The sequence below is a fragment of the Chitinophaga sp. Cy-1792 genome (genome assembly GCF_011752935.1).
Taxonomy (GTDB): domain Bacteria; phylum Bacteroidota; class Bacteroidia; order Chitinophagales; family Chitinophagaceae; genus Chitinophaga.
The window spans coordinates 680,983-697,588 of the sequence record NZ_VWWO01000001.1 but is presented as its reverse complement, the minus strand read 5'-3'; the positions used below and the strand labels follow the sequence as shown (position 1 = coordinate 697,588).

The 16,606-nt window shown below is 45.4% G+C and carries 9 protein-coding genes; 6 read left to right on the top strand and 3 right to left on the bottom strand.

Features of this window, described 5'->3' with window-relative positions:
- The first annotated feature begins 2 nt into the window (after positions 1 to 2).
- From F3J22_RS02900 to F3J22_RS02890, 3 genes are all read left to right on the top strand, one after another.
- Positions 3 to 632 carry a hypothetical protein gene (locus F3J22_RS02900; protein ID WP_167014107.1) on the top strand — a complete coding sequence of 210 codons (630 nt, stop codon included), beginning with the start codon at positions 3 to 5 and terminating at the stop codon, positions 630 to 632.
- 206 nt (positions 633 to 838) lie between these two features.
- The gene (locus F3J22_RS30785; protein ID WP_167014105.1) at positions 839 to 5,908 is read left to right on the top strand and encodes a translocation/assembly module TamB; all 5,070 of its coding nucleotides are present in this window, start codon (positions 839 to 841) and stop codon (positions 5,906 to 5,908) included.
- Positions 5,895 to 8,426: a BamA/TamA family outer membrane protein gene (locus F3J22_RS02890; protein WP_167014103.1), complete on the top strand. Its 2,532-nt coding sequence runs from the start codon at positions 5,895 to 5,897 to the stop codon at positions 8,424 to 8,426. The genes F3J22_RS30785 and F3J22_RS02890 overlap by 14 nt, the downstream gene beginning before the upstream one ends.
- Before the next feature lie 53 nt (positions 8,427 to 8,479).
- Here F3J22_RS02890 and F3J22_RS02885 read toward each other — a convergent pair whose 3' ends face one another.
- Positions 8,480 to 10,216, bottom strand: a complete 1,737-nt coding sequence (locus tag F3J22_RS02885) for a thiamine pyrophosphate-dependent enzyme (protein ID WP_167014101.1) — start codon at positions 10,214 to 10,216, stop codon at positions 8,480 to 8,482.
- Positions 10,217 to 10,355: 139 nt separating this feature from the next.
- Here F3J22_RS02885 and F3J22_RS02880 point away from each other — a divergent pair, with 139 nt between their 5' ends.
- From F3J22_RS02880 to corA, 3 genes are all read left to right on the top strand, one after another.
- Positions 10,356 to 10,757 carry a septal ring lytic transglycosylase RlpA family protein gene (locus F3J22_RS02880; RefSeq protein ID WP_167014099.1) on the top strand — a complete coding sequence of 134 codons (402 nt, stop codon included), beginning with the start codon at positions 10,356 to 10,358 and terminating at the stop codon, positions 10,755 to 10,757.
- A gap of 112 nt (positions 10,758 to 10,869) precedes the next feature.
- On the top strand, positions 10,870 to 12,126 hold the full coding sequence (locus F3J22_RS02875) for a DUF3472 domain-containing protein (RefSeq protein ID WP_167014097.1): 1,257 nt from the start codon (positions 10,870 to 10,872) through the stop codon (positions 12,124 to 12,126).
- Between the two features lie 432 nt (positions 12,127 to 12,558).
- Positions 12,559 to 13,665, top strand: coding sequence for a magnesium/cobalt transporter CorA (gene corA / locus F3J22_RS02870; protein WP_167014095.1), 1,107 nt, complete (start codon positions 12,559 to 12,561; stop codon positions 13,663 to 13,665).
- Here corA and F3J22_RS02865 read toward each other — a convergent pair.
- Both F3J22_RS02865 and F3J22_RS02860 read right to left on the bottom strand, forming a co-directional pair.
- On the bottom strand, positions 13,662 to 14,168 hold the full coding sequence (locus tag F3J22_RS02865; protein ID WP_167014093.1) for a DUF2480 family protein: 507 nt from the start codon (positions 14,166 to 14,168) through the stop codon (positions 13,662 to 13,664). The two genes, corA and F3J22_RS02865, sit on opposite strands and share 4 nt — an antisense overlap.
- 94 nt (positions 14,169 to 14,262) lie before the next feature.
- Positions 14,263 to 16,359, bottom strand: coding sequence for a peptidylprolyl isomerase (locus F3J22_RS02860; RefSeq protein ID WP_167014091.1), 2,097 nt, complete (start codon positions 16,357 to 16,359; stop codon positions 14,263 to 14,265).
- Positions 16,360 to 16,606: the final 247 nt, after the last annotated feature.

Sequence of the window (16,606 nt, the reverse complement as noted above, 5' to 3'; positions counted from 1 at the left end):
TCATGAGAAGTGTGTTGTTTTTCTGGGGATTCATTTTAATGACTGTTTCGGCCGTTGCGCAGGAATCGCGTACCAGTGCCGACCCTTCTGCACTTATCATCTACGCAAGACAATACAATAAAGGGCTTTATAAGAGTTTTAAAGACTTCCAGACCAATTCCCCCACTGAAGATGGCGATCTGGTCATAAAAGACCGTAGCTCCGCCGCCCAGACCTATCTGCTGGCCGACAAAAACCAGCTGGTCATCAGAGACGGGGCAGGAGAGCATAAGGTCAAAGATTACTGGGGCTACTGCGATGGCAGAAATCTCTACATCAAAGACAATGGCCTCAACAGAATCATAGAAACCGGTTATTACTGCATTTATCGTCAGCACGGCTTACAGTCTTCAAGGGGCTATGTTAATCCTGCCGACATGACCGTTAATAACATCAGTACTCCCGTACAGCTGGTCAAAGTAATTAATATCATGACAGGTGAAATCTACGACCTGTCTGCCTATAACCTCCGCAAATATATCCTTCCCCAAGACAACGAACTCCTCGAAGAATTCAGGACCGACAAGGAAAAAAAGGATAAACTGGAATACTATATCCATCGTTTCAACGAGCGAAACAGGCCTTCCATCTGACCCCATCTCCCTAAAGAACACTAAAAAAAAGTACGTCCGTTACCGTATTTAACGTATCCTTGCATGAAGTCATAACCATGCCCCTCAGGTACGAATTTTGCATAACACCCTATCAGGTAGCAAAATACTATCCTGTTAACGAGTAAACCTATACGTACGTTGGTGCGTTTTATTTCAGTAATTATTTAATTACCCTGAATAATCACGTGACAGAACCAGAAGAAAAAGAAGAACATCAAGGTCGTCCATGGTGGAAATGGCTACTGTGGATAATTGTAGCGGTGCTCCTGTTGCCCGTTATGTTAGTTTTATTGCTTCAGATCGAAGGAGTACAAAATTACCTGCGTCAGCAGGGAGAATCCTATCTTCAAAAGAAACTAAACACAAAAGTCAGGATCGGATACCTCCGCGCCCGTGGCTGGCAATACCTGGAATTACGGGATGTATATGTTGCCGACACCACCAATAAGGCGCTCCTTTATTCCCGCGCGCTCCGCGTTCAGTACAACCTGTTGTCGCTGCTCAGCAATGAATTGAAAATAAATAAGCTGGAATGGGATACCGTGCTGGTTAACGCCTACAGGCTAAACGATACCACCTTCAATTACCAGTTCGCCATAGATGCCTTCGTATCACCCAACAGCAAACCGGATACATTGCCACATACCGGCACCAGCCTGCAATATGTTTTAAAAGATATCACCCTCAAGGCTGTTACCCTCCGCTATGAGGATATGCCGGGAGGTATGGATGCTGCTGTTGTCTTTAAAGAACTCCATCTCGACCCGGATGATATTCTGGTAGATGATGGATTATATACGCTTCGCGAGATAAAACTCGACGGACTCCGCGGGTATTTCAGACAGTATTACAATCCTAAACTGGCTACCAGTGCTGCTCCGCCGCCGCCAAAAAACGATACTGCCAGCGCCTCTTTCCACCTGCTGCTGAAGAAACTGAATATTACCAACAGTAGCTTTCAGTATAGCAACGATGCCATAGATGTCAATACAGTGTGGTATCTGGGTAAGCTGCAGCTGGAAAACTCCAGTCTGGACCAGGACTCTGCACGTATCCTGATCGGCAGCCTCCTGATGAAAAACGCCAACGGTATCGTTACCCTTTTACCTGGGAAAGACAATACCCCGGCGCCTCCGGACACCTCTTCTTCCGAAGGATGGAAGGTAGTGGCATCTATCATCAATCTGGATAAACTCAACGTACGCTACGATAATGGTGCCCCGGCACCTAAAGCTGCCGGCCCCGACCCGGACTATAATCACCTGAACCTGTCAAATGTTTCTACACAGGTGCGAAACGTCAGGTACCTGCCAGACACGATCAGCGCTACGTTGAATTCGCTGGCTGCCCGCGACTGGTCAGGATTCACCATCAAAAAGGCCAATATGGACGTGATCTTCACGCCACAAAGCCTGGTGCTGAACAATTTCCTCGTACAAACCAATAAAAGCATTCTCAGAAAAAATATAGCCGTTACCGTGCCTTCCTGGTCTACCGTTACGAAAGACATGGACAAAATAGGCCTGGATGCTAACCTGGACTCTGTCCGCGTAGCCCTGGGAGAATGGCTCGGTTTTGTTCCCGGTGCCCGCAAAAACAAGTCTTTTGACCCACTGTGGAACAAAGAACTCACTTTGTCCGCCATGCTGAAAGGCAACCTCGGACTGCTGAATATCAAAAGCCTCTACGTCAACGACAATACAGGCAACGTCATTAAAGTGAATAACGGCCAGGTAAGCCACGCCACAGATGTGGATAAACTGAATGCCAACCTCAGTAACCTGTACATCCAGACAGGTAATAAACCGCTGCGCGGCTGGCTGCCGAAAGGTATGCTGCCAGACACTCCGCGTTTACCGGAACATATCCTCATTACCGGCTCCTTTGTGGGAGGTATGAAGAATATGAATACCAACGTCCAGCTGAGAAGCGAATACGCCAATGCGGACGTAAAAGCACGCCTGGTCAATATTACAGACAAAATCCGCAGTCAGTACGATATCAATGTGCCATATTTCCACATCCAGCCGGGCAAAATGATGTACGATACCACCATGGGCTGGATCAACGGAAAATTGTATGCTAACGGTCAGGGATACACAGCAAATGGTATGACGGCAAAAGCCAACATCCAGCTATATGATGCATATTACAACAGCTATAACTACCATGATATTCACGTAAACGCTGATATCGCCAAAGGCACATTTAATGCCCAGGGCGAAAGCCAGGACACCAGCATTACCACCACATTCAATATCAGCGGGGTATTGGCAGATACCACCGTCCATGATCTGCTTGTAGATATGGAACTCACCAAAGCAGATCTCTTTGCCACACATTGGTATAGTTCTCCGCTTACTTTAAGCGGCAACCTCAACGCCAATTTCGCTAACATTGAACCACGGCGTATAGACGGAAATGCCTTCCTTACCAAATGGCAGATCATCACCGAATCTCAGGTAGTACCACTGGACACTATTTCGCTGATAGCGAAATACACAGATCAACAGTACGTTGACCTGAAAACACCAATGGGCATTATCAACACCTGGGGCCAGTACGACTATACGAAAATAGGTACTGCCATGGCGCAGGTTATCCAGAAACCGCTGGAACCAGAGGATTCAGGAAAAATAATCATCCCTGCCCCAGGGCAGGTGCTCGCCTGGACAGGCTCGCTGGTATGGCCGCATAGCCTCCTCGAACTGATGCCCACCTTGCGTATCGATGAACCGCTGATCATCAGTGGCCGCTTTAACAGCGACAGCAGCCTGCTAAACTTCAATGCCAATGCACCTAAAATTGCATATGATTCATTACGTATAGACAGCCTGGTTATAAGTGCGGGTATCCTCGATACTGCCATGCAGGCCAATATATCGCTTGCGCATCTGGCACACCCTACTTTTCCGCTGCACCACACGGAACTGGCCGCCCATGCAGATACAGGAGCGGTCAACTTCAACCTGATACTCGATGATATCAGGAATAAGCCTAAATATGCACTGGGAGGTATCTTTACCTTCCTCTCCGGCAATGCGATGCAGTTGTCGCTGAAACCTTCGCTGCTTCTCAATTACCAGAAATGGGCCGTGGATGAAAACAATATCCTTCGCCTGAAAAATAGTTTACCTGATACAGCGAATATCCGCTTGTCTAACGGCGATCAATCCATACACCTGGTGACGATGCCGGATACCACCACCACGCCGGCATTACAGCTGCAGGTCAAAAACTTCCAGCTGTCAACGATTACCGGCTTGCTCGCCACAGATACCCTGTTGGCTAATGGCCTCCTGAATGCTGACGCCAATGTCCGCAACTGGGACAAATCGCCGATCATCAACGCCAAACTGAAAGTAGATAGTCTGGAGGTAAAAAATACGCCATTAGGCACCCTCAACGCGGAAGTAGACAACCAGGTGGCCGGACAGTACAAACTGGATGCAACACTCGCCGGCAACGGTAATAATGTGCAACTGGCAGGTACCTACGATACCACTATCAACGCACATTTACAGATAGACAACCTGAACATGAAAACCCTGGAGCCCTTCACCATGGGCAACATGGAACATATGTACGGTGCTGCCAGCGGTAAATTCGATATAACCGGCACCACAGATCAACCTAAAGTATCTGGCAGCCTTCATTTTGATAATGCAGGCGGTGTGGTCACCTATCTTGGTACCAACCTCCATCTGCCTAATGAAGACATCGTTATTGACGATAGAGGCGTGCTGTTCAACAATGTGGTTATTGCCGACAGTCTGAAAAATGAAATGGTTGTTAATGGCCGTATCAACACGCGCGATTACAAACGTTTCAGCTTCAACCTGAATGTAAATGCCGATAATTTCATGGCATTGGGACCACAGCAGAGCAATGACCAAATGTTGTATGGTCCTGCATTTGTAGATAGCAAGATCACCATCCGCGGCAATATGGATTTGCCACGTGTAGACGCCAATGTTAAACTACGCGATAAATCTTCCGTCACCATTAAACTACCACAGGATACCCCTGGTATAGCTGACAGAGAAGGCGTGGTGGAATTCGTAGATATGTCTAATCCTGTAGACTCTGCAGTATTAAGACGTCTGGATAGTCTGAGGTTCCAGAACCCACGATTAAAAGGGATTAATTTTTCTGCTGTCGCAGAGATAACACCAGCATCTACCATAAAAATTGTAATTGATAGCCAGAATGGTGATTATGTAACAGCAAAAGGTACTGCCAACATCAACGCCACGTTAGACCCAAGTAGTAAAATGAGTCTGACAGGCCGTTACGAGATAAGCGAAGGTAAATATGAAATGTCGCTGAACCAGCTGATCAAACGCTCTTTCGATATACAGAAGGGTAGTGCCATCACTTTCAACGGCGATGCCATGGACGCGGATCTGGACATCACCGCCAAATATACCGTGAATGCGCCGGTGATCGACCTGGTTGGAGATCAGCTCACAGGGCTTAGCCAGCAGGAAAGAAATACCTATAAACAACGCGTTCCTTTTGAAGTATACCTGATGATAAAAGGCAACCTTCAAAAGCCAGACATCAGCTTCCTGCTGGATATGCCGGAAAAAGAGCGCAACGATTTCAACGGTACACCGTATAACCGCATTAAACAAATTAATCAGGTGCCTTCTGAATTGAACAAACAGGTAATGGGCCTGCTTGTATTGAATTCGTTTATTCCTGATGATCCGATGAGCACCTTCGATAACGGCGGTGGTGGCGTAGAACAGGCCGCCAGAAACAGTGTGAGTAAGATCCTCAGCCAGCAGCTGAATAACCTCGCCGGCAACCTGATCAAAGGTGTAGATCTCAATTTCGATTTACAAAGCACACAGGACTATTCTTCCGGTAGTGCGCAGGAACAAACCAATCTTAAAGTCGGTGCTTCCAAAAATCTCTTTAATGATCGCCTGACAGTAAGCGTTGGTTCCAATATCATGCTCACCGGTAACCAGCAAAATGCCAGCTCTTTGCTCGGTGATATTTCAGTGGATTATAAACTTAGCCGCGATGGCCGCTACAGACTACGTGTATACCAGCAGAATGATCAGTCTGTGATAGAAGGCCAGCTCGTAGAAACCGGTGTTTCGTTTATCCTGGTAATGGATTACGACGAATTCCGGGAAATATTCCAACGCGCAAAAGGAAGAATTTCTTCAAGAAAACTACGTGCGGCAGACAAAGCAAATAATAAAAATCAGCAGGATAAAAGCCCTAATGCAGAAGACTAATAGCCATATCATCGCCACTATTTGTTGCTGCCTTATATGGCTGGCAATTGCCTCGTGCAGTACAACGAAGTCTGTACCCGAGAATGACAGACTCTACACCGGCAGTAGCGTTAAATGGAAAAGTAAGCAGAAGCCAAAAGATTATTCCACATTATCTGATGGTCTTAATAAGAGAATTCGTCCTAACAGGAATAAAAAATTTCTGGGTATGCCGATCAAGCTCTGGTTGTATAATATGGGGCATGAACCGAAAGGAAAAGGGAAGGGATTGAATTATCTGTTACGCAAAAAATGGGGAGAACCACCGGTATTGCTGAGCCAGGCCAAGCCTGATTATACGGCCAATGTACTGGAGCAATATCTTGTTGATAATGGTTATTTCCAGGCAGATGTTACCTCCGCAATAAAAACAAAAGGATCGAAAAAAGCATCGATAGAATATACCGCCGCTCCGCACCACCGGTATACCATAAAGAAAGTTGTTTTCATTACCGATAGTACCGCCATTGGCAAGTCAATAGCAGCAACACAATCAGAAAGCTCACTGGTGGTTGGTGCACCTTATTCACTCGATAGTATCAAAGCTGAACGGGAACGTATACACGCTATTCTGAAAGAAAAAGGTTATTACTATTTCACACCAGATAACCTAATTGTTCAGGTAGACAGTACAGAAAATGGAAAGGTAGATTTGTATGTAAAAGTAAAAGATAACACACCCATTGCGGCGCTGAGACCTTACAAACTACATGATATAATTCTATATCCGGATTATTCGTTAGACAATGATTCTACCTCTACTACCGGCACACCGCTGAACTATAAAGGAATTTGGATCATTGATTCCACGAAGCGTTTTCGTCCGCTGGTATTTGATAAATCTGTGTTCCTGCGCCCGGATAGTCTTTACCGTTTAAGCTCGCATAATATTACGTTGCAACGCCTTATCAACCTGGGTACATTCAAGTTTATTAAGGGGCAGTTCAGAACAGTAAGAGATACTTCTATTCATAATTTCAGGGATGTAAATCCGAATGCGCCTACTAACGCTGATGGAACACCACGAAGACAGGTGCGTGATACTACTAATATGCTGTCGCCGAATGGAGATACCATATATGCACGGGTACAGCGGGATACAACACGTGGTGCCGCCGGGGATACCAGTGGCGCCAGTTTCTATCGTCAGTATGGCAGTTATTACAGCGTTCCTGATAGCGGCTGGCTGGATGCCCGTTTCTATCTGACCCCTTATCAACGCCGCTCGCTACAGGCGGAGCTGAGAGGCACTTCCAAGTCGAACGGATTCGTGGGAGGCTTGGTAAAAATTACCGCTAAAAACCGTAACTGGCTGCATGCGGCTGACCTGTTGGAGATAGGCCTCAGTGGCGGTATGGAATGGCAGACAGGCGCCAATACCAGCGGGGGCTCCAACTCATATGGATTCGGTGCAGAAGTGGCTGTAACCATTCCTCGATTCTGGACACCTTTCCGTATAAACCCGCGTACACCGTATGTTCCGCGTACGCGCGTCAGCTTCGGATACGAATTGTATAGCAGGGCAGCGTTATATAACCTTAACGCCTACACGGTACAATTACAATACCTCTGGCAGCGTACAAAGTTCCTGACGCATCAGTTTGCGCCAATCGCTGTAACGTATGTGCTGCCTACAAAAACAACGGCTGCATATGATAGTATTCTGAAAAACGATCCTAGTCAGCGTGCTGCTATTTCAAAGCAATTTATTCTGGGTGGCAACTACACCATCACCTATAATAACCAGGCTGCCAACAAAGTACATAGCTGGTACCTCAGTGGAAACATTGACGTATCGGGTAATCTGGCCGGTTTGATCATTCCTAAGCGTGGCGATTCTACAAGAGAAATCTTTAAAAATCCGTTCGCACAATACGAGCGTTTAACATTGGAAGCGCGCCACTACTGGCAGCTTGGCAGAGGTAAACAGTGGATCAACAGGCTGATGATGGGATATGGTGTGCCCTATGGTAACAGCATTTATGGTGCGTCAAATTCATTGCCTTTCGTTAAGCAGTATTTCACGGGTGGTAGTAGCAGTATCAGGGCTTTCCGGGCAAGAACACTGGGACCGGGATCCTATCGCAACCCATCGCTGGACACCTCCAATCTGCTGGCTAACCAGGCGGGTGATGTCAAGCTGGAATTCAACTCTGAAGTTAGGATGCATATAGCCAGTGTATTTAATTTTGCTGCTTTTGTAGATGCCGGAAATATCTGGTTATCGCGCGATGATCCTAACCAACCTGGCGGTAAATTTCAGTTCAGTAACTTCTATCAGGATATCGCAGTAGGTGCGGGCGTTGGTTTGCGTATAGATGCATCTATCGTAGTGGTACGTTTCGATCTGGCATTTCCATTACGCGTTCCTTATCTTCCTAAAAACGAGCGATGGGTGATAAATCAGATAGATTTCGGAGATCCTGACTGGCGCAAGAAAAACCTGGTTTTAAATATCGCAATCGGATATCCTTTCTAGAAAAAATACACACAATATAGTAAGGGCCGGCATTTGATGCCAGCCCTTACTATTTACAACACATCTTTCAAATGTTTATAATTCGATTTAATCGCATCAAAAACATCTTCATATCTACCACCTAATATCATTTTCCCCATCCACAGCGCATAGCCTTTCATCTGTGCAAATTCAATCTTTGGCGGCATCGCAAGTGAGTTGGGATTTGTATAGATACTGACTAATGCAGGTTCATTGGAAGAGAGTGCTGTTGTCAGTGTTTTTTGTACATCATCAGGAGATTTGATGGTATAGGAAGAAATACCCATCGCCGTTGCTACTGCTGCAAAATCGGGATTGAGCATATCCGTTTGCCACTCAGGGATTCCGGCCACTTCCATTTCCAGTTTCACCATGCCTAATGAGCGGTTATTAAATACAATTATTTTTATTGGGAGATGATATTGTTTGATGGTCATCAGGTCGCCCAGGCACATACTGATACCGCCATCTCCGCAAAGTGCAATCACCTGCCGGCCTTTATGTGCCAGCGAGGCACCGATTGCCTGCGGCAGGGCATTGGCCATGGAGCCATGGTTGAAAGAGCCTAATAGCACACGTTTTGCGCTGCCTTGTAAATAACGCGCCGCCCAAACGTTGGTCATGCCGGTATCTACCGTGAATATTGCCTCTGAAGTGGCCAGTACATTGATAACGCTGGCTACAAACTCCGGACTGATGGCCTCTTCTTTACCACGGTCATCTACGTACGTCTGTAAACGCTTCTCTACTTCTTTATGAAATTCCAGCATCGCATCCAGGAAATCTGCGTCCTGCTGCGGGGTAAGCATTGGCAGGAGGGCTACCAGCGTGTCCCGGATATCTCCACAGAGGCCCATTTCCAGGTTGGTACGGCGCCCTAGTCGCTCCGGCTGGATATCTATCTGTACCGTCTTTGTTTTTTCCGGTAAAAAGGGGGCATAGGGAAAATCTGTCCCCAACAGTAACAGTACATCTGCTTCATGCATGCTTTTATAGGCAGATGCGATCCCCAATAAGCCCGTCATTCCTACTTCGTGGGGGTTGTCATACTGAATGCCCATTTTTGCTCTGAAAGAGTAGGATACAGGCGCTTTCAGCAACTGCGACAGCTGTACGATCTCATCATGGGCAGGCATGGCGCCATGGCCACAATAAATGGCAATTTTCTTAGCGCTCTTCAGCAAGGTTGCCAGCGATTGTAATTCTGCCTCAGCAGGACGTATAACCGGCCTGGGATGATAGAGCTGTGTTGACATGGTGATGTCTACCGCATTGGAGGCAGCTACATCCCCCGGAATGCCTACAACGGCTACGCCCTGTTTGCCGATAGCATGTTGCAGTGCCATTTGTAGCATGCGTGGCGCCTGTTGCGGCGTTGCCGCTACCTGGTTAAAGCAGCTGCAATCATCGAAAAGCTTGATGGTATTGGTTTCCTGGAAATAGTTGCTGCCAAATTCAGTGGTCTCACAGGTAGATGCCAGCGCAATCACTGGTGCTCCCGACCGATGGGCATCATACAGCCCGTTGATCAGGTGTACATGCCCGGGACCACTGCTGCCGGCACAGCAACCGATACCAAGTAGCTGTGCGTCAGCACCTGCGGCATAGGCGCCTGTTTCTTCATGGCGTACATGTATCCATTGAATTCGTCCGTCTCTGCGTACAGCATCGTTAATATGATTCAGGCTATCGCCCGTAACAGCGTAAATCCTTTTTACACCGGCATTGGCCAGCATGTCAACAATTTGATCAGCAACTAGTTTTGCCATAAGGTAAAGTGTTTATGCAGCGGTTATCGTTTCCATGCAAAAAACACCAGTGGAATAGCATTGTTCACGCCGGCTTTATCCCTGTCACATTAAATTTTTAACTACTTTTACAATAACCTTTAAACCCAGCTTATATCGTATGTCCACAACGAAAAAGCACTTTCCTGTATTTCTGGTAGCAGTACTGTTATTGTGCTGCACGGCATGCAGCAAAAGTATCACGCAAACAGGTAAGGCATCCTATTATGCAGATAGCTTCGATGGCAAACGTACTGCAAGCGGACAAGTGTTTCGACAAAACAGGCTTACTGCTGCACATCCCAGTCTGCCTTTTGGTACCAAACTAAAAGTTACCAACGTGGCTAATGGCCGCACGGTAACCGTTCATGTAAATGACCGCGGCCCCTTTGCCAAAGGCCGTATCGTCGATCTGTCGAAAAAAGCCGCTAAGCAATTGGGTATGGTAAGCACCGGCGTTGCCACCGTTCAGATTAAATACAAGAAACCTAAGAAAGGCGTTCAAACAGTAGCATCTCACTAATTATCCATCACCCGGATTTCTTATTCTCATCCCTGTGTAATTTTTGATGAGTGAAATTGCATTTCCCTCATTTACGCTTTTTATTTGTCCATATATCAACTAAAAAAGAACAATGAAAAAGAAATGGCTGATAATGGCTACCATGCTCGCTATGGGTGCCATCAACAACGCCTGGGCACAAACGCCGCAGGCTGATCTCCCCGGTTTTACTGCCTATGCCGATCCTGCCGAAGAAAATGTGCAGATCAATCAACGCAACGGCGTATCCAAATGGACCGATGATAAGAATACCGTTAACTTCTATTTTCATGTTGCCACGCCTGGTAACTTAAAAGTTGCCATCACCGCAAAAGCTGATGCAGCAAGCAAAGTAGCCGTTAAAATAAATGGTACGGAAAAAATAATCAGTATTAACGCTAACGACTACACGAAAATATCCGCACTGGAAACAAAGATTAAAACACCAGGATTTTATTGTGTGTCTTTAAGAGGAGTGGAGAAGCAGGGTAGTGTTTATGCAGATGTAAAATCCGTAAACCTCGAAGGCGCCGCCGTGAAAGATATTCAGTTCAATCCGAAGCCATGGCGCCGCGCAGCTTCTGTGCACCTCAACTATCCCGTTCCGGAAGGAAAAAATGTGGAATGGTTCTATGGCGAAATAAAAGTGCCGGAAGGAGAAGATAAAGTAGGAACTTATTTTATGTCTTGCGGCTTCCACCGCGGATATTTTGGTATGCAGGTGAATGGTCCTGATGAAAGGCGCATCATTTTCTCTGTATGGGATGCAGGTGGAGAACCGGAAACCCGTAATAATGTTAAATACGAAGACCAGGTGGTTATGCTGGCCAAAGGCGACAGCGTTTACGCCAGCGGATTTGGTGGCGAAGGTACCGGCGGACATAGCCACTGGCTCTATAACTGGAAAGCCGGCGAAACCTATAAATTCCTGATGCACAGCGTTCCGGAAGGCAACAATACCACGTATACTGCTTATTTCTATGTTCCCGAACATCATGAATGGAAGCTGATCGCCAGTTTCCGCGCGCCTAAAGATGGCAAGTACATGGGACACCTCTATTCCTTTCTGGAAAACTTCTCCTTCGAAAATGGCCACCTCGGCCGTAAAGGCTATTTCGGTAACCATTGGATAAAAACCAATACCGGCGAATGGATTGAGCTCACTAAAGCGAAATTTTCCAATGACGCTACTGCAAAAGCTAAAGATCGTATCGACTATGGCGGCGGCAGCGAAAATGGCTGGTTCTACCTCTGGAATAGTGGTTTTAAACCTGCCAATGCACAATATGGGGATATCTTCGAACGGCCGGCAAATGGTCAGCATCCGGAGATCAATCTCCCTAAATTCTAATACTGGCTTCAGTTTCATTTATAATCCTGGTGGTTCATTCCACCAGGATTTTTTTATTTATCCACGAAAAATGAGCAAATTTTGTCCACATTTATTATCCTATATACCCCATAGGGTTAGAGGGAGCAACATATTTTTTGCCTGCTCACGCTGTTGGTTTGATTTCTCGCCCTTTTTTTCAACAAAAAAGCGGATATCTGAATAAATTTTTCAGATACCCGCTTAAATAAAGGTTTTCAATAATTCGCTTGTCACAAAACAAGCTGGGGTTTACAAACAATAAAAATATCTTTGGGTCGTCATAGGAGCGATGGTTATGTCATCCGGTTTGTCCGACAATGCCGCAAAGCTAAACACGTGGTATTACAGAATCGTTAAGAGAACTTTATTTAAATTTAAATTCGGATCTATATATAAAACAACGCATGAGTTATGGCTAACAAGAAAATACTTCCCATTCCACAGGTGCTGGACGTGCTAAGACCCTTCCGGCAACGGAAAGAACGCATTATGCAGTTCAATCCTGCGGAAGGAGTATCCATGCGAAAACCTTCCGATACAGTTAAAATCACGGTTTTCAACTATAACGCCAGCCATGTGATAGAAAGAACACTCGAAAATGTATCCGAAGTTTTTCCCTATCTGGAATCCACCGACATATCATGGATAAATGTGGATGGCATCAGAAAAGAAGAAGTGCATGCGATCGCCACCTGCTTTATGATACATCCCTTGCTGGAAGAAGATATTCTCAGCGTGGGCCAGCGTGCCAAAATGGATGAAATTGGTGAACAACTTTTCTGTTTGCTGCCGATGATGTATTTCAATGCGGAAACTTCTATCGTAGAACAGGAACAGGTAAGCATTGTAATGGGGAAAAATTTTATTATCTCTTTCCAGGATGACCCATCCAGGGATTTATTTGACCCTATCCGTGAAAAACTACGTGTAGCCTCTTCGCGTTTGCGCACCGGCATGACAGATTACCTCTGTTATTCCCTCCTGGACGCGATTGTGGATAACTACTTCGTAGTGCTGGATAAACTCGCAGAGCGGATAGAATTGATGGAAGACATGGTTCAGCATCAGCCTAATACCAAAACACTCGCGCGGATAAATTTCCTACGCAGGGAAGTGCTGGTGTTTAAACGCGCAATATTACCCGTACGGGAATTAGTAAACGGATTCTTAAAAAGTGAAAGTGATCTGCTGGAAGACAGGGATACCAAATACTTTAAGGATGTCTATGATCACATTGTTCAGTGTGTGGAGCTGGCAGAAAACTACCGGGATATGGTAATGAACCTGCAGGAGATGTACCATACACAGTTAAACCTGAAAATGAATGAGATCATGAAAGTGTTGGCGGTAGTAACAACATTGATGGCCCCGCTGACATTGATTGCCGGCATTTATGGTATGAACTTCACTAATATGCCAGAACTGCGCTCCCCGAATGGCTATTTTCTCACATTACTTGCAATGGCCTTCATTCTCATATTCATGATCTGGCTATTCAGGAAGCGCGGCTGGTTTTAATTTTTTTTCTTGTAGACAGGTACGGTAGAACAAGGCTCACCATACATAATGCTTTTCACCACCGGCAACAACAACCTGGTAATTTCAGCATAGGCAATTTCTCCTACACGCTTATCCCCACAACCTTTTATTACCACTCTCTTGTCTGTAAGTGCGGCTGTATCGATGGCAGCCAGGTTACGGAGATAAAGGGTATTGTGGATAAACGTTGCGTCTCCAAAGGCAGCATAAGCCGCTACTGGCTGCAGGTAAGTCATTACCAGCATATATGCCCACAATGGAATAACAGTATCCACACTGCAGATCATTCCTACATTTTTACCGCGGTATTGTTCCCAGTCGTGCGACTGCAGGGCTGCTCTGAAATCCTTCTCTTTCAGGATCATTTCCATGAACAGGAAGGGTTTCAGGTCAAAAACGACGATTTCTCCCTGGGGATAAAACTGCTCCAGGTCGATGGTTTCTATGCCGCTCTGTGCTACTTTATTTACGATTTCTTCCATTTTATCCACATTTAGACTACAAATTTACGAATAAAAAACGCCTCCCTCTACTAAGTAGAAGGAGGCGTTCCCTTATGTCAGTAAAATGTATTTATTAGAAGAGTTTGCCGCGGGTGTCTTTCACGTTGCTGAGTTTTTTCAGCACACTGAACAGCTGGTTATTCAGCATAGAAGCAACACCTTGCTCGTAAGAAGCCTGCATAGCAGTGATATCCATAGCTGGCTGACCAGAAGGCTGGTAAGCATCTACTTTTACTACATATACGCCGCTACCGCCTTCGATTGGAGCAGAAACAGCTGCAGTACCCCATTTCTTATTGAAAGAAGCACCTACTACGCGAGGCTCAAAGCCCAGAGAAGCGATGAATGGCGTAGCGAAAGATACGCTTTCAGCTTTCAGCACTGGTTGGTTGCTTGCTTTAGCAGCTGCATCCAGTGAAGTTGGCGTACCAATTTTAGCAATGATTTGTGCTGCTTTTTTCTCTTTTCTTACTTCAGCTTCAACGAGTTGTCTAACATCTGCCAGTGGAGCAGTACCTTCCTGACGGATGGTAGTCAGTACAGCAACAACATATTTGTCGTCCAGTGTAAATACAGGACTAACTGCATTTTCTTTAGCGTCATAAGCCCAACGAACCAGTTCACGTGACTGACCCAGGCCAGGGATGATGAAATCCATTGGTTGAACGCGGTCAGCGATTCTTTTCACCAGTTTACCTTCAGTGATAGCTTTATCGAAAGAAGCTTTGCTGTTAGCCTTAGCTACGAAGTCGCTGGCCAGGCCATAAGCAGTATTGTTGGTTTCTTTGCTAGCCTCAACAGATTTAGAGAGGTAAGCCACTTTAATAGCTGGTCCGATATTTTTCTGGTCCATTACTTCAGTAAGCAGGTAGCCATATTGCGTTTTAATGCTTTTCAGCTGACCTTTATTACCAACAGTCATAGCAAATTCAGTGACTTCAGGCAGGAATTGTGTAGAAGGAGTCAGTTCCATTTCTCCACCATTTTCCTTTGTACGCTCATCATCAGAGAACTGTTTAGCCAGGTCAGCAAAGTTTGCACCACCCTGGATAGCTGCTTTCAGACTATCTGCGCGTTTAGCTGCGATTTCGTCGGTAACACCGCCCTGAGGATTGACACCCACCAGGATGTAACGGATTTTTACGCTATCTGGCATAGACTTGCGGTCAACCATTTTAGCGTAGGTGATCAGGTTATTATCATAATAAGGACCGAAGTCGCCGCCAACTGGCAGATCCACTACTGAATCCTTCATTGGGAATTTAGCTTCGTTCTTGGCGATATAACCGTTATAGAATTTAGTTTCAGAATTACGGTTGATGAAACCTGCGATATCTTTGGTAGAATCCAGTTCTGCTTTCAGCGACACCAGCTGGTTGATAGCTACAGAAGAATCCTGTGCAGAAGGGATGGCATCAAATGCAACATATTCCAGTTTACGGGATTCTTCAACCTGGAACATCTGCTTGTGTGCCTGAATGAATTGGTTCAGTTCAGCATCTGTCAGTTTGATGGAAGCATCAGCGATAGTAGCGTAAGGAACGTTCACATAAGAAATGCTGGCGGTCTGGCTATTATCTTCCTGCTGTTGTTTTGCTAACCATTTAGGATAATAAATACCCTGTCTGATCAGTGTAAGATATTTATTCTGGAGTTGGTAACGGGCAACATCAGCCTGAATACGGTGTAATTCCAGACGATATTGATCGTTGTTATTAGCTTCTTTAGCTACCTGTTGTAATAAATTACGATCAATTTTACCATTCTGGCCAAACTGACGCATTACAATAGGGTTGTTATGTTTGTCATTAAACTGATCAATTACTTCTGCTTCGGTTACTTCGAGGCCGAGTTTATCATATTGACCATTTAAAATTTCTTCAGTCAGGAACTGGTTCCAAACCTGTTCACGGATTTGCTGACGATCTTCGTCTGTAAGATTAACATTCCCCATCTGCTGGCGAACATTGTTCTCATAGTCCGTGATCCTACGTTGGTAATCTGAATAGTCCAGCTCTTTACCATTTACTTTACCCACAGATGTCGAACGACGGGTCATGGAATTTTTGCCAAAGAAGGCATCCTGCAACAGGAAACTAGCAATAGCCACGCAAATCACAACTACGATGACAACGGCGTATTTGTCCCTGATTTTCTGAATTACTGACATATATTATATAGTCTACATTTTTAAGGATAGCAAAAATAGAATAAAATAACTGTAACTGCAAAAGAGTATTTTTTGCGCTCAAAGCCTTTACTGTATTGGGTTTGAGCGACTTATAACACTTTTGGGTACTGTATGTCATTAACAGGTTTTCCACAGTAACGGCATATTCTCACGTTCCTTTTTTTGATACGCTTATCATTTTAAAATCCAGAACAGGCGTGATATTTTCGCAGTATGAAGGGCAACT

Excerpts from the sequence above, each read along its gene's own strand:
- F3J22_RS02900 (WP_167014107.1), top strand. The coding sequence starts at position 3 with ATGAGAAGTGTGTTGTTTTTCTGGGGATTCATTTTAATGACTGTTTCG.
- F3J22_RS02890 (WP_167014103.1), top strand. The coding sequence starts at position 5,895 with ATGCAGAAGACTAATAGCCATATCATCGCCACTATTTGTTGCTGCCTT.
- F3J22_RS02885 (WP_167014101.1), bottom strand. The coding sequence starts at position 10,216 with ATGGCAAAACTAGTTGCTGATCAAATTGTTGACATGCTGGCCAATGCC.
- F3J22_RS02880 (WP_167014099.1), top strand. The coding sequence starts at position 10,356 with ATGTCCACAACGAAAAAGCACTTTCCTGTATTTCTGGTAGCAGTACTG.
- F3J22_RS02875 (WP_167014097.1), top strand. The coding sequence starts at position 10,870 with ATGAAAAAGAAATGGCTGATAATGGCTACCATGCTCGCTATGGGTGCC.
- corA (WP_167014095.1), top strand. The coding sequence starts at position 12,559 with ATGGCTAACAAGAAAATACTTCCCATTCCACAGGTGCTGGACGTGCTA.
- F3J22_RS02865 (WP_167014093.1), bottom strand. The coding sequence starts at position 14,168 with ATGGAAGAAATCGTAAATAAAGTAGCACAGAGCGGCATAGAAACCATC.
- F3J22_RS02860 (WP_167014091.1), bottom strand. The coding sequence starts at position 16,359 with ATGTCAGTAATTCAGAAAATCAGGGACAAATACGCCGTTGTCATCGTA.